The 13,029-nt window shown below is 35.9% G+C and carries 15 protein-coding genes; 7 read left to right on the top strand and 8 right to left on the bottom strand.

The window, feature by feature from the left end:
• Positions 1 to 173: 173 nt before the first annotated feature.
• From minE to minC, 3 genes are read right to left on the bottom strand one after another with little or no spacing between them, the layout of a single operon-like run.
• Positions 174 to 443, bottom strand: a complete 270-nt coding sequence (gene minE / locus QSH13_RS07420) for a cell division topological specificity factor MinE (protein ID WP_006536628.1) — start codon at positions 441 to 443, stop codon at positions 174 to 176.
• 3 nt (positions 444 to 446) lie between these two features.
• Positions 447 to 1,259 (bottom strand): septum site-determining protein MinD, encoded by an 813-nt coding sequence (gene minD, locus QSH13_RS07415; protein ID WP_109397564.1) that lies wholly within the window; start codon positions 1,257 to 1,259, stop codon positions 447 to 449.
• Positions 1,260 to 1,281: 22 nt separating this feature from the next.
• Complete coding sequence (minC, locus tag QSH13_RS07410; protein WP_109397563.1) at positions 1,282 to 1,983, bottom strand: septum site-determining protein MinC; 702 nt, start codon at positions 1,981 to 1,983, stop codon at positions 1,282 to 1,284.
• A gap of 133 nt (positions 1,984 to 2,116) precedes the next feature.
• Between minC and QSH13_RS07405 the strand changes: the two genes are divergently transcribed.
• Genes QSH13_RS07405 through ycgN form a run of 4 tightly spaced genes read left to right on the top strand, consistent with a single transcriptional unit; the run spans position 2,117 to position 4,745 of the window.
• The gene (locus tag QSH13_RS07405) at positions 2,117 to 2,404 is read left to right on the top strand and encodes a YcgL domain-containing protein (RefSeq protein WP_069369136.1); all 288 of its coding nucleotides are present in this window, start codon (positions 2,117 to 2,119) and stop codon (positions 2,402 to 2,404) included.
• A 24-nt stretch (positions 2,405 to 2,428) separates the two neighbouring features.
• Positions 2,429 to 3,556, top strand: a complete 1,128-nt coding sequence (locus QSH13_RS07400) for a lytic murein transglycosylase (RefSeq protein WP_196544278.1) — start codon at positions 2,429 to 2,431, stop codon at positions 3,554 to 3,556.
• A 52-nt stretch (positions 3,557 to 3,608) separates the two neighbouring features.
• On the top strand, positions 3,609 to 4,265 hold the full coding sequence (locus QSH13_RS07395; RefSeq protein ID WP_109397561.1) for a fumarylacetoacetate hydrolase family protein: 657 nt from the start codon (positions 3,609 to 3,611) through the stop codon (positions 4,263 to 4,265).
• Positions 4,266 to 4,301: 36 nt separating this feature from the next.
• Entirely contained in the window at positions 4,302 to 4,745 is a 444-nt protein-coding gene (ycgN, locus tag QSH13_RS07390) for a cysteine cluster protein YcgN (RefSeq protein ID WP_109397560.1), read from the top strand.
• Between the two features lie 65 nt (positions 4,746 to 4,810).
• Here the strand turns inward: ycgN and fetB are convergent, their stop codons facing one another.
• The 4 genes from fetB to QSH13_RS07370 form a co-directional block, all read right to left on the bottom strand.
• Positions 4,811 to 5,584 carry an iron efflux ABC transporter permease subunit FetB gene (gene fetB, locus QSH13_RS07385; protein ID WP_109397559.1) on the bottom strand — a complete coding sequence of 258 codons (774 nt, stop codon included), beginning with the start codon at positions 5,582 to 5,584 and terminating at the stop codon, positions 4,811 to 4,813.
• A gap of 50 nt (positions 5,585 to 5,634) precedes the next feature.
• Entirely contained in the window at positions 5,635 to 6,285 is a 651-nt protein-coding gene (gene fetA / locus QSH13_RS07380) for an iron efflux ABC transporter ATP-binding subunit FetA (RefSeq protein ID WP_196544279.1), read from the bottom strand.
• 213 nt (positions 6,286 to 6,498) lie between these two features.
• Complete coding sequence (locus QSH13_RS07375; RefSeq protein ID WP_286039020.1) at positions 6,499 to 7,431, bottom strand: acyl-CoA thioester hydrolase/BAAT C-terminal domain-containing protein; 933 nt, start codon at positions 7,429 to 7,431, stop codon at positions 6,499 to 6,501.
• A 180-nt stretch (positions 7,432 to 7,611) separates the two neighbouring features.
• Positions 7,612 to 8,526: a helix-turn-helix domain-containing protein gene (locus QSH13_RS07370; RefSeq protein WP_109397556.1), complete on the bottom strand. Its 915-nt coding sequence runs from the start codon at positions 8,524 to 8,526 to the stop codon at positions 7,612 to 7,614.
• A 90-nt stretch (positions 8,527 to 8,616) separates the two neighbouring features.
• Between QSH13_RS07370 and QSH13_RS07365 the strand changes: the two genes are divergently transcribed.
• From QSH13_RS07365 to QSH13_RS07355, 3 genes are all read left to right on the top strand, one after another.
• Entirely contained in the window at positions 8,617 to 9,237 is a 621-nt protein-coding gene (locus tag QSH13_RS07365) for a TetR family transcriptional regulator (protein ID WP_185902138.1), read from the top strand.
• 66 nt (positions 9,238 to 9,303) lie between these two features.
• Positions 9,304 to 9,780 (top strand): NUDIX hydrolase, encoded by a 477-nt coding sequence (locus tag QSH13_RS07360; protein WP_185902139.1) that lies wholly within the window; start codon positions 9,304 to 9,306, stop codon positions 9,778 to 9,780.
• Between the two features lie 524 nt (positions 9,781 to 10,304).
• Positions 10,305 to 11,903 carry a methyl-accepting chemotaxis protein gene (locus QSH13_RS07355; protein WP_196544721.1) on the top strand — a complete coding sequence of 533 codons (1,599 nt, stop codon included), beginning with the start codon at positions 10,305 to 10,307 and terminating at the stop codon, positions 11,901 to 11,903.
• An 84-nt stretch (positions 11,904 to 11,987) separates the two neighbouring features.
• Here the strand turns inward: QSH13_RS07355 and QSH13_RS07350 are convergent, their stop codons facing one another.
• Positions 11,988 to 12,986, bottom strand: a complete 999-nt coding sequence (locus QSH13_RS07350) for a 2-hydroxyacid dehydrogenase (RefSeq protein ID WP_185902141.1) — start codon at positions 12,984 to 12,986, stop codon at positions 11,988 to 11,990.
• Between the last annotated feature and the right edge of the window lie 43 nt (positions 12,987 to 13,029).

The raw sequence follows: 13,029 nt of genomic DNA, 5'->3' as shown, positions 1-13,029 counted from the left end.
TAACCTGCCTCCTTTGACTTATCACCAATGATGAAAATAGTAGTGAGATATAGCGCTATTTGCGCATTCAGGTGTTTTCAATATGTATATAATTAAACACAGAGCCAATCAAATTAATTATCGTTCATGGCTGGCTCTGTGAATAATGACTTATATAAAGCGTAAAATATGATTTACTTTGTAGGTTCTTCACTCTCAGGTAAAGTCACATTTAGCTCTAATACAGAGATATCATCGCCTTTTTGTTCAAATTGAACAGAAAGCATATCTGGATCTATCTGCACATATTTACAGATGACACCTAATAAATCTCTTTTCATATCAGGTAAATAAGCTGGCTCGCTATCACCACGGCGACGTTCTGCTACGATTATTTGTAGACGCTCCTTGGCAATATTAGCTGTCGACTTTTTACGCGACAGGAAAAAATCTAGTAAAGCCATCTTTTACCCCCCAAAAAGGCGTTTCAGAAAGCCTTTTTTCTCTTCTTCAATAAAACGGAATGGATGTTCTTCCCCTAACAAACGATTTACTGTATCTGAATAGGCTTTACCTGCATCAGATTCGCCATCTAAAATAACAGGTTCACCTTGGTTAGATGAACGTAAAACAGATTGATCTTCTGGAATAACACCCAATAGTGGAATGCATAGAATTTCAAGGACATCTTCCATACTTAACATGTCACCGCGGCTAACACGACCAGGATTATAACGAGTTAATAGCAGATGTTCTTTAATTGGATCTTCACCACGTTCAGCACGACGTGATTTAGAGGCAAGAATGCCTAAAATACGGTCGGAGTCACGTACAGATGATACTTCTGGGTTTGTTGTGATAATCGCTTCATCTGCGAAGTAAAGGGCCATTAATGCGCCACTTTCAATACCCGCAGGAGAGTCACAAATAATAAAATCAAAACCCATCTCATCGAGTTCATCTAATACTTTTTCAACACCATCACGGGTGAGCGCGTCTTTATCTCTTGTCTGTGAAGCAGGGAGAATAAACAGATTCTCTGTACGCTTATCTTTAATCAAAGCTTGATTTAAAGATGCATCCCCCTGAATAACATTAACAAAATCATAAACAACTCTACGTTCACAACCCATGATAAGGTCTAAATTACGTAACCCAATATCAAAGTCGATAACAACCGTCTTATGACCTTTTTGAGCGAGGCCGGTAGAAATGGCCGCGCTGGAAGTTGTTTTACCAACCCCACCTTTACCTGACGTAACAACAATAATGCGTGCCATGGAGTGATTCCTTGTCGATGCTCTAAATTAAGTTCTCGATTGTTAATTCATTCTCTTTCAGACTCAGTTGTACTGACTTACCAACAAAGTCTGTAGGAATTTGGTCGCTTAGCCAATATTGACCAGCAATAGAAACAAGTTCAGCAGACAGATGTGTACAAAAAATATGGCTCTCATTATCACCCGATGCCCCTGCAAGGACACGTCCACGCAATACACCGTAGACATGGACATTACCATCAGCAATTAATTCAGCGCCTGCACTTACATTACTAATAACGACTAAATCGCTATTTTGAGCATAAATACGCTGACCTGAACGAACAGGAGTATGGATGATTTTTGTTTTTTGACGAACAGCTGTCGGTGCTTCATTCGTTTTATCGTTATTTGCCTGAGTGCTTGGCTTAACTATTTTACCTTCATTTAAGATAGGTAACTGTGCGGCAATTATCGCTTCTTTCTGTTGAGCGTCTGAACTACCACTAATTCCCACGACTCGTAAGCCAGCATCTTCTACAATTCGCCTCAGTTTTTTAAAATCAATATTTTCATCAGCTAAAGCAGAAACATTGATAACTACAGGTGCGTTTTTCAGAAATTGAGGCGCTTGTGCAATTTTTTCTGAAATAGCCTGACGAATAACTTTCGGTGTTCCATCGTTTAAATGGAGTACTGAAAGGGTAAAATTACTGCCTTTTAACTCAATGGGCGTGTTTGACATCTATCTGACTCAGTAAATTTTTTATAATCTGGCACAAAAAACCAGAGACGATATTACGAAAGTATATAAGCATGTTATATTTACTAAAATATTCAGGCAAGTCGCTTATTTTAATAATTAGAGTTTAATGAAAATGATTTGTGCAATTTACCGTAGTACCAAACGTGATCAAACTTATTTATACATCGAAAAAAAGGATGATTTCTCTCGAATTCCGGACGAATTATTACAAAGTTTTGGCGAACCACAGTTTTCAATGTTGCTTAATCTCGCGGATAGACAGCGTTTAGCGCATGCTGACATTGAAAAGGTCAAAAAGGCATTAGTTGAGCAGGGTTTTTACTTACAAGTGCCACCACCTGTCGAAAGTATGTTAAATGCTTATTTAGATGAATTAAAAAAATCAGAAAAAACTGAATAAATCATCGAGATAAAAGGAGCATAAATGTTCAAATATTCATTCATCGCTGTGATTGTTTCCGGTTTAATGTTATCTGCGTGTACGAATAGCCAACAAAAGTTGGCTGAAAGACAAATTGTCCCACCAGGGGCAACGGCTGTTGAAGCACAAAAAACACCTCGATGGAAACAAGTGGATGTTGCATCGTTAGAACAAGCGTTTCCTAAAGAAACTCGTACTTCTGCACAATTTCCCGCTTATATCGAAGCATTAAAATTGAAAGCAGCTCAATTGGGATATAAACAAGAAACAATAGATTTTGCTTTTTCAGAAGCACATTTTATTGAACGAGTGATTAAATCAGACCGTAATCAACCGGAAAAGAAAATTACACTCGATGTTTATTTACCACGCATTGTCACCAATGGTCGTTTAAACCAAGGGGCTAAGCTTTACCAAGAGCATCAAGATACCTTAGCGCAAATCAGTAAAAAATATGGTGTGCCTGCTAACTACATAGTTGCGTTATGGGGGCTTGAAAGTGGTTTCGGTAAAGTGCAAGGCAAAGAGGATGTTGTCTCTGCACTTGCAACGCTCGCATTTGAGGGCCGTCGAGAAGCACTATTTACTCGTCAATTGATGGCTGCATTAGAGATTATTGAAGAAGGACATATCCCTCAAGGACAGCGCCTCAAAGGCTCATGGGCGGGAGCGATGGGACAAACTCAGTTTATGCCATCATCCTTCCTAACTTATGCTGCCGATGGCAATGGTGATGGAAAAATCGATATCTGGAATACTCAAGAAGACGCTTTTGCTTCGGCTGCTAACTATTTAGCGACTGAAGGTTGGGAAAGTGGACTCCCTTGGGGAGAACAAGTTACTTTATCGGTAGATTTCAACCAACAGCTTGAAGGCATTAAGACCGAGCAGAAAAAAACGGTCGCTCAATGGAAAGCATTGGGTGTTCAATTACCTGTAAATAGCCAATTAAACGATGCGATGTCTGTATGGTTAATTATTCCTGATGATGATTTACACAGAAGCTACTTAGTGACACAGAACTTCCGTACGATTATGCATTGGAACAGCTCTTACTTTTTTGCCCTTAGCATTGTCACAATGGCTGATGGCGTTGCTAATAAAATAAATTCATTGCCTCACGCGAGCTAATCGCGTTTTGCCGTGAAATAAAACACAGCAATTTACCTAAAAGGAACACAATATGTATCAACATCGTGATTGGGAAGGTGCGTTACTTGATTTTCCGGTTAATAAAGTAATTTGCGTTGGCAGTAATTATGCAAATCACATTAAAGAGATGGGATCGGTTCGCTCAGAAGAGCCGGTGATTTTTATCAAACCAGAAACCGCTATGTGTGATATTCGCCAACCTATTGCTATCCCAAGAGATATGGGGGCGGTTCATCACGAAATTGAATTAGCTGTACTTATTGGTCAACCACTTAAGCAAGCTAATGAAGATAGAGTTGATCGTGCAATTGCGGGTTTTGGTATTGGTCTTGATCTCACATTGCGTGATTTACAAGGTAAATTGAAAAAAGCAGGGCAACCGTGGGAAAAAAGTAAAGCGTTTGATGGCTCGGCACCTTTATCTGGTTTTATCCCTGTCAATTCATTTGGCGATCCGCAAAATGCGGATTTAATGTTACGTGTTAATGATGAGATTCGTCAGCAGGGTAACAGTCGTGATATGCTAACGCCAGTTTTACCCCTTATCAGCTATATGTCTCGCTTTTTCACCCTACGTCCTGGTGATGTGATTTTAACGGGAACACCTGAAGGTGTTGGCCCTCTAGAATCAGGTGATATGTTGGTATTAAGCGTTAATGAACATCAGCTGACAACGCGGGTTATTTAATTCGTATTAGATGAGCAATAAGGTAATAACGTAGAGATGACACAAGCTTTTTGGCAGACTAAAACATTAGATGAAATGAGTGATGATGAGTGGGAATCGCTCTGTGACGGGTGTGGACAGTGCTGTTTACACAAGTTAATGGATGATGATACTGACGAGATATACTTTACCAATGTCGCTTGTAATCAGCTAAATATTAAAACCTGCCAATGCAGTAATTACGAAGATCGTTTCCGTTATGAGCCAGATTGTATAAAGCTTACACGGTATAATTTACCAACATTTGAGTGGTTACCAATGACTTGTGCATATCGTCTGTTAGCAGAAGGTAAGGCGTTACAAAGTTGGCATCCTTTAATTGCTGGTAATAAAGCAAGAATGCACCAAAACAATATTTCAGTAAGATATATTGCGGTGCCAGAAACGGAAGTTGAAGATTGGGAAGAGCATATTCTTAATCGGCCGAAAGGACGTGGTTAATCTCTTATTTTATTAAAAAGGTCACTCAATTGGGTGACCTTTTTCAATAGAGTTAATAACTATAGTTAGCGGTTCTCAAAATTAATAAGCTGGTGGCGCTGATTAAAAAATTTCTTATAGGTTAAATAGCAAGCAATAATGGTTGAAATACTGGCTGTTGCCATCAACATAAAAGTCACCATAATTTGATATTTAACGGCCTGTAATGGATCAACACCGGCAAAAATAAGCCCTGACATCATGCCTGGTAAACTAACTATACCCACAGTTTTTGCTGCATCAACGGTCGGAATTAATGAAGATTTAATACTATCTCGAATAATACTCATTGAAGCTAGTTTAGGTGTAGCACCCAAGCTTAACATCTCTTGCAATTGCTGTTGTTGATTTTGAAAACGTTGACCCAAATTGTTATAACAGAGCCCTGTTGCTATCATGGCATTTCCGGCAATCATCCCTGTAATTGGGATAATTTGAATTGGCGTAAAAGCAATTGAATTGGTGAGCAGTAAAATAGCTAAAGTTAATAATGCCCCAGTTGTAATAGCAGTAAAAGAGATCAGAAAAATATCTTTAACGTATTTGCTTCGTTTTTTGGCATTATGAGCTGCGTTATAGCAGATAAATAACACCATTAAGAAGGTGAGTATAAAATGGTCGACATGGAAAATATAGGTTAAGACATAGCCAACAATTAATAGTTGAATGATGGCTCTTGCTGTACTCCAAATAATGTCTTTTTCTAAAGCTAATTTCTCTTTGCGACTAATAAAAATAGCCACGAGAACTAATAAAAGCGAGAAAATCAGAGATTCATTGCTTATCGTATGTTCGTTCATAATATTATGTTCGCTCATAACAAAGGGGTGACTGATAAAGAAAGAAACAATCAGGCATCATTGTGAGAAGATAATGAGATCACATCATCAGCATGTTTTATTTCATTTTGATCGTGTGTGACCCATAACACGGCGAGATTTTGATCTTTAACGTAGTGGTGAATAATATCATTCACTTTTGTTTTATTATTTTCATCTAATGCACTTGTTATCTCATCAAGTAATAAGATTTTTGGCATAAATTGTAGATTTCTTATCAGTGAAATACGTTGTTTTTCCCCACCCGAAAGTTCATTAATTCCTTTTTTCATAATCGATTCAGGTAAACAAAAATAATCCAAATCATGCACCAGTTTCTTATCATCCACTGGGAGTTTTCGTAAGAAATAAGGAAATTTAAGGTTGTCGTAAACAGTCTCACCAAATAACATGGGGGTTTGAGTACAATAAGAAACCTGTTGGCGATATTCTTCGGGGGACAAGGTTAAATAGTCTTTATTTTCAAAGAAAATTGAACCGTTAGTGGGTGATAGTAGAGAAGCGACAATCTTGAGTAAGGTACTTTTACCACAACCTGACGGGCCTGTGATAAGCTTAAATTCAGAAGGTTGAAGTTCAAAATTGATATTGTCGAGGATAATTTTGTTATCAATTCGATAACTTACTTTATCAAGACGTAAAAGTGTGGCCGTGCTTTCCATTTTTATCCCAAACTTAAAAAAGAGAATAATTATCATTATATAGAATTAACGATATAAAGATCCTGCTTTAAATCAGTTAGTAAGCAATTTTATTACTATTTAAGTATAGGATAATAAAAATGCAAGCCAATAAAAAAGATAAAATTACTTTTTCGATTGATTAAAAATGTCAAGTAAGAACAATAAACCTAAAATAATAGATAAGCTATTAAATCACGCTTTGGGCTGTTGTTCATATTGAGAGTACCAATGCTGTATATCATTGATTATTTTATTTGTTAAACGCTCACCTTGTTCATTATAAAACCCATGATCTAATTTTTCATATTTAATAAACTTCACATTAGGCTGATTAATATTTTGGCTTAGTTGATAAAATGAATCGACATTTACATTAGTGTCATTAAGTGTCTGAATAATTAACACTGGGGTGTGTTGATTACTTTTAATGATTTTAAGTAAATCGATAGTAAAAAATTGTTGCCACCATATTTTACTGTGCTCGCTTATAAATTGTTCATCATCTATTTGATCGTTTTTTATTGCGTCAGCAAATTGCTGGAAGCCATTTAGAGCATCTTCAACATGTTCTTTTGGTGTGGTATGACGGATATTATAAAGAACATCATCAAGAAAAAAACGTCCTCCGCCATTTAGCGCAATAGCGACTTTAATATCATTGCGTTTTGTTACCATCAAATGTACTATCGTCGCGCCTTCACTTCCACCAAGTAAAATAATATTTGGATACTGTGAAGATAATTTATCTAATACTGCCTCATAATCTTCGGTTCGTTGTTTGGGATTATCATGACGTTGATAGCTTTTAGGGCAATCAATACGCTCACCATCATATTGTGAATAAGGTAATTGAGCGGTAATACCGTATTTTTCCACCATTAAAACATCACTATTTGGTAGCCAGTGACCAAAGGTTTCTTGGATAAACACATTATTTTTAATGCTGTTACAGTCAGAGCCTTGCATTAATACTAATAACGTTTGATTTTTTTCAGCTCTTTTATCCACGTAATAGCTAATTTCACTGCCATCTTTCCGTGGGAGTAGATGTGTTGATATTTCTGCATAACTTGCGAAAGAAGGAAGTAAAAAAGCAGAGAGTAAAAATAGAAGAGAAGTGCGCATGATCACCTTATTTGTTTTTGTAGGGATGTAATAAGAAATTTTGTTTTAATAATCAGTAAACAGCTAACTTAGTGAATTATTGTACAGAAAAAACGATAAAAAAGTTATTGCACAGCAGCCTTTATAAAACGAATCTACTCTTAATAAAATAGCCTGAAAATTCAGGCTATTTTAGGATCATTAATGAATAGGAACGAAATAATCAATTTCTAAGGTTTTGGGTAATTCCATTAAATCAATATCAGTTTCTATACAGACATATCTTTCAATATCAGCACCTAAGCGACGACATAAACCTAATGAGGGAAGGGTATAAAAATAAATTTTCATCGCAAACTGTTTATATTCTTCTAGAGTTCCTTTGAATTGGAATCTGACATAACGCCCAGCCTCAATCACTCTTTTTCTAAAACCACTTGTTTTTGTAAAATGATCTAAGCTATTTAACCCAATTTCATAATCAATCTGGATTTTATTTTTACGTAATGTGTTTGGTTGGTACGAAATAAGCACAGTGCTCTCTGTAAAATTTTTGTCCGTATACAGTAAAAAATCATTCCAAAATTGGTGACGAATATCTTCGTGCAATTTGCCAATATCTTCGATTGAACAAAAATATTGATATTGCATCCCATAAACATAACTTTCAGGCAATTCCATAATTTTAGGAATAGGCAAATCAACAACATCAAAATTGATTGGTGGCTGAAAATTATTACCACAAAGATTATCGAGTTTACGGTATTCCGTAGGTGTTACACCAAACGTGGCTTTAAATCGACGTGTAAATGATTGTTGAGAATCAAACTGATAACGCAATGCCACCGTCAGAATAGGTAATTTGGTTAAACGTAATTCTGTTGCCGCTTTTGTTAAGCGTCGTCCTCGAATATACGAAGCAAGTGTTAATCCTGTTGCTTGCTTAAATACGCGTTGTAAGTGCCATTTTGTATAACCAGAACGGATCGCAACATCATCAAGTAGCAACGGCTTTTCCAGATTCACCTCAATCCAGAGAAGAAGTTCTTTGATAATTTCTATATTAAAAGAGGATAAGGTATTTGAGGGGATAAGCCCATTGTACTGAGATGACATGATAATTTCCTGAAAATATTTTGTTCAGTTTACACGAAACTGATACCCATATATTATTACATACTTATGGTATGTTTTAAGGGTTTTATCATGGAAATAAAATCTCGGCAACAAGAGAATTCAGAGCAAACGCGTTCTGCATTACGTGAAGCAGCGCAAGAACTATTTATAAATCAGAACTATTGTAATGTTTCCGTTGATGAAATATCGCGTCACGCAAGAGTAACGAAAGGGGCTTTCTATCACCACTTTAGTAATAAAAAAGCGTTATTAAAAGAGTGCTACCTTTTTCAGGTTGATAAAGTTGTCGAAAAACTCGTTCAAATTCCTACCTATGATGATCAGTGGCAGGAGTTAGAGGTTATTTTTAGTGTTTGTGTTGATCATATTTATCAACATAAAGATAAGCTTATTCCTTTACAAGAAATAATTTCAGTTTTAGGTTGGAAAGAATGGGATGAGATTGATTCACAAATTCTTATTCCTCGAATTAGAAAATGTGTAGATGTTCTCTATGATCAACAAGAAATTTGTACTTATTCTTCTGATATTGTTGTGAATTTAATTTATGGATTTGTCACGCATATCACGATTAATTTAAAGAATGAAGCTACATTATCTGAAAATGCCTGTAAGGACTTTAAAATGATATTTTCTGATTTTTTGATGGGGATAAAACAATCTTCGATAAATGCGAAAAACCATAAATAGCACAAACATAATAATAGATGTGATGTAGATTGGATAAAAATAAACAGAGCAAAGGATCAGAATATTATGACAATAGACGTGCCTAAGAGCCATTTCACAGCAACGGGCATTGTATTCGATGGGCAGGGCAAATTCCTTCTTCATTTACATTCTAAAATAGGCTGTTGGTTACCACCTGGTGGCCATATAGAAGAAAATGAAGAGCCACAAGATGCAGTATTAAGAGAAATAGAAGAAGAAACAGGTTTATTGTGTGAGTGTCTTTGTTATCAACCTGAGTTTAGCCTTAACCTAAATAATGATGATGTTATTGAGCTTGTAAAACCTCTCGCTATTTTAAAAGAACCCATTCACGATAAAAAACAAGGATTTCATTATCACATCGATATGATTTATCTTTGCAAACCGTTAAAAAATAGCCAATTAACAAATAAATCTTTCCAATGGCTTTCTTTGGAAGAGGTTAAAAAAAGAGAAACTCCATTAAATGTGATAAGACTTATTGAACTAACTGAAAAGCTATTAATAAAAAAAATTATTTAAATTTCTTAATAAAATTAACTGACTCATAATAAATAAACAATTAAAGCGGTTTTTAGAAACTGCTTTATTTTTATTGGAAATAAAAAACTTTTAAACTTACTATAAATTAATCTTAGAATTAAATAAATTAATGTTAATAGGTATATATACCTATTGAAGCTTAAGATGAAAATAAACAAATAAAATTACAAAAACTAAAAAATAACTAATAAATTATCTTTTTATGAGTGAAATCCCCTTCATTGCGGGATATTGTATAGATAATTTGCGTATTGGTGGATAAAGTAATCGTTTATTTTATAAATGAAAAATGGTTTTCACTGCACTCTAAAGTTTTCCCTCATTATTACCGACATTATAAATGAAGGCAGATCCTACGAGCCTTTATATTCTAATGAATAAATTTTTTTAGCCTTATTTTATTTACACCAGGGAATATGCTCTTTGTCAGAGAGAAAGAGTGCATTCTGATATCTTACAAATGTACAGATAAAAAATTCTGTATATTTTGATGGAATATGACCATGTTTAAAAATATCAGTATAGAAAAGACCGTTAAGGTCATGCTGGCCATTTTATTTGCGTTGATTATGAGCATTATTTATTTTAGTTATGATGCTTCCACTCGATCCTATAATAATTTCGTTTCATCAAATAGCCTAAGTCAGCAAATGTTACTTATGGGCAAAGCGCGATATCAAATGGCCGTGATCAGGGCAAATATTAATGGGTTAGATGGGCAATTGCGTGTTAATGAAAAACCTTCAGCAAAATATTTTCACCAAACAGCAGAATATATTGAAATAACCCGTGAAGAGATCCACCGTTGGTCAGATACAGAAAAACTCACCTTAGAGGGGAGAGAATTAGCTGATGATATGACGAAGCGTTTTGATGAACTGCTTGATATTTTCACCGGTGCACTGGATAGACTGCGTAAAGGTGAGCTAACAACACACTCGGCCAGTGCTAAAATGGACGAGTTAAATGATATTACTATGAAATATTATGCGGTTGCTAATGGTATTGAAAATAGTTATATCGATATTGCAAAAACATCTCAAGAACGCTTGATGATGGTGTCAATTTCTACTGGTACTATCGTTATTCTCTTATTTATCTTTATATTGCGTTGGTTTTCCCATACTTTTATTAGCAATATTCGAGTGTTAATCAATATCTTTAGTAAAATGAGCCAAGGCGATTTAAGTATGCGTGTAGAGAATCACGGTACTAATGAATTTGGTTTGTTATTCAATGAAATGAATAAGATGAAGAATTCATTAAGCCATATGATCTCTTCCGTAAAGAATGCCGTTAATACTATTAGTGTTAGTGCAAGCGAAATCGCGACAGGAAATACCGATTTATCTTCCCGTACTGAAGAGCAGGCGAGTGCATTACAAGAAACGGTTGCGAGCATGGAGCAAATTAAAACAACCGTTGAAAAAAACGCAGATAATTCACGTGAAGCAAGCAAATTAGCACTAACAGCAACTGCATCTGCCCAAAACGGCGAAAATGTGATGGATAGCGTGGTCGAAACTATGCATTCAATCTCTGAAAGTGCGAAGAAAATTGCAGATATCAATGACATTATTAACAGTATTGCTAATCAAACGAATATTTTGTCATTGAATGCAGCAGTTGAAGCGGCAAGAGCGGGTGAACAAGGTAGAGGATTTACCGTTGTTGCATCTGAAGTGCGTAATTTAGCTAGTCGTAGTGCGGAAGCTGCAAAAGAGATCAATGAGTTGATTACGCACTCTGTTAATAAAGTCAATGTTGGTTCGCAGCAAGTTGCGCAAGCTGGACGTTCAATGTCAGAGATTGTTACAACAATTAATCAGGTGAATGACTTTATGCAACAGATTGCTCTTGCTTCTAATGAACAGAGTATGGGTATAAACCAAATTGCGTTAGCTGTCAGTGAAATGGACACCGTTACTCAACAAAATGCAGCATTAGTTGAAGAATCAGCCGCTATCACAGCGAATATGGATGATGAAGCTCATCAATTAGCTAAATTGGTTTCACAATTTAAAGTGGATGAAGAGAAAGAAACGCTTTCACCTTTTGTTCCAACGCAATCAACGGAAGTTATCGATACTCAAGAAAAATAAGTCTCGCATCGATAATAAATAACAAGCCCCTTAGCGTATCTACAGCAAGGGGGCTTTTATTAGGTTTATTCTTAATGCTTAGAACTAAGCTTTGATCTGATTAACGCACTCAATGCCTGAAGCAACTTCTTTAATATTGTGCAGTGTTGTTTCACTAATACTAATTAAGGCTTCTTCTGTTAAGAAAGCCTGATGTCCTGTGAACAGCACGTTATGACAAGAAGAAAGACGGCGAAAAATATCATCTTGGATCACGTCATTTGATTTATCTTCAAAGAAAAGATCGCGTTCATTTTCATAAACGTCCATTCCCAATGCACCAATTTTGCCTTGTTTCAATGCATTAATTGCAGCTGCAGAGTCAATTAATGCACCACGACTAGTGTTAATAATCATCACACCATCTTTCATTTGTGCAAAAGCAGTTTCATTTAATAGATGATGATTATCTGCGGTTAATGGGCAATGTAATGAAATCACATGAGAATTTCTGTAAATTGTCGCTAAATCGACATATTCGGCACCTAAATCCAGTACTGCTTGATTTGGATAAGGATCATAAGCCAGTAATTTCATGCCGAAGCCTTTTAATATGCGTAATGTCGCTAATCCTATTTTACCTGTACCAATTATACCGGCAGTGCGATTATGCATATTAAAGCCAGTTAAGCCTTCTAATGAGAAGTTAGCATCACGAGTGCGTTGATAAGCTCTGTGTATACGACGATTAAGTGATAGCATCATGCCAACAGCATGTTCTGCAATCGCTTCTGGCGAGTAAGCCGGAACACGGACAACTGTTATGCCTAATTCAGTGGCAGCTTCTAAGTCAACGTTATTGAATCCAGCACAGCGTAATGCGAGGATACGTATATTAAGGCTAGCAAGCTCTTGTAAAACCGCACGATTTGCATCGTCATTGACGAAAATACAGACAGCATCAGCGCCAACGGCATTTTTTGCAGTTTGTTCTGTTAAATTAAAATCGAAATATTCAATATCATAATGATATCCATTATGTTGATTGACCCATTCCATGTGCTTACGATCATAATGTTTAGTACTATAGGAAACGATTTTCATCCAGTCTTCTCTACTCTCGATTAAATTTTTATTCAGAGACTGG

The organism is Proteus faecis, assembly GCF_030286765.1.
In the GTDB taxonomy this organism is placed as follows: domain Bacteria; phylum Pseudomonadota; class Gammaproteobacteria; order Enterobacterales; family Enterobacteriaceae; genus Proteus; species Proteus faecis.
Note: the sequence above shows the minus strand (reverse complement) of the source record. Positions and strands in the feature narration are given on the sequence as shown.

Excerpts from the sequence above, each read along its gene's own strand:
- minE (WP_006536628.1), bottom strand. The coding sequence starts at position 443 with ATGGCTTTACTAGATTTTTTCCTGTCGCGTAAAAAGTCGACAGCTAAT.
- minD (WP_109397564.1), bottom strand. The coding sequence starts at position 1,259 with ATGGCACGCATTATTGTTGTTACGTCAGGTAAAGGTGGGGTTGGTAAA.
- minC (WP_109397563.1), bottom strand. The coding sequence starts at position 1,983 with ATGTCAAACACGCCCATTGAGTTAAAAGGCAGTAATTTTACCCTTTCA.
- QSH13_RS07405 (WP_069369136.1), top strand. The coding sequence starts at position 2,117 with ATGATTTGTGCAATTTACCGTAGTACCAAACGTGATCAAACTTATTTA.
- QSH13_RS07400 (WP_196544278.1), top strand. The coding sequence starts at position 2,429 with ATGTTCAAATATTCATTCATCGCTGTGATTGTTTCCGGTTTAATGTTA.
- QSH13_RS07395 (WP_109397561.1), top strand. The coding sequence starts at position 3,609 with ATGTATCAACATCGTGATTGGGAAGGTGCGTTACTTGATTTTCCGGTT.
- ycgN (WP_109397560.1), top strand. The coding sequence starts at position 4,302 with ATGACACAAGCTTTTTGGCAGACTAAAACATTAGATGAAATGAGTGAT.
- fetB (WP_109397559.1), bottom strand. The coding sequence starts at position 5,584 with ATGAACGAACATACGATAAGCAATGAATCTCTGATTTTCTCGCTTTTA.
- fetA (WP_196544279.1), bottom strand. The coding sequence starts at position 6,285 with ATGGAAAGCACGGCCACACTTTTACGTCTTGATAAAGTAAGTTATCGA.
- QSH13_RS07375 (WP_286039020.1), bottom strand. The coding sequence starts at position 7,431 with ATGCGCACTTCTCTTCTATTTTTACTCTCTGCTTTTTTACTTCCTTCT.
- QSH13_RS07370 (WP_109397556.1), bottom strand. The coding sequence starts at position 8,526 with ATGTCATCTCAGTACAATGGGCTTATCCCCTCAAATACCTTATCCTCT.
- QSH13_RS07365 (WP_185902138.1), top strand. The coding sequence starts at position 8,617 with ATGGAAATAAAATCTCGGCAACAAGAGAATTCAGAGCAAACGCGTTCT.
- QSH13_RS07360 (WP_185902139.1), top strand. The coding sequence starts at position 9,304 with ATGACAATAGACGTGCCTAAGAGCCATTTCACAGCAACGGGCATTGTA.
- QSH13_RS07355 (WP_196544721.1), top strand. The coding sequence starts at position 10,305 with ATGTTTAAAAATATCAGTATAGAAAAGACCGTTAAGGTCATGCTGGCC.
- QSH13_RS07350 (WP_185902141.1), bottom strand. The coding sequence starts at position 12,986 with ATGAAAATCGTTTCCTATAGTACTAAACATTATGATCGTAAGCACATG.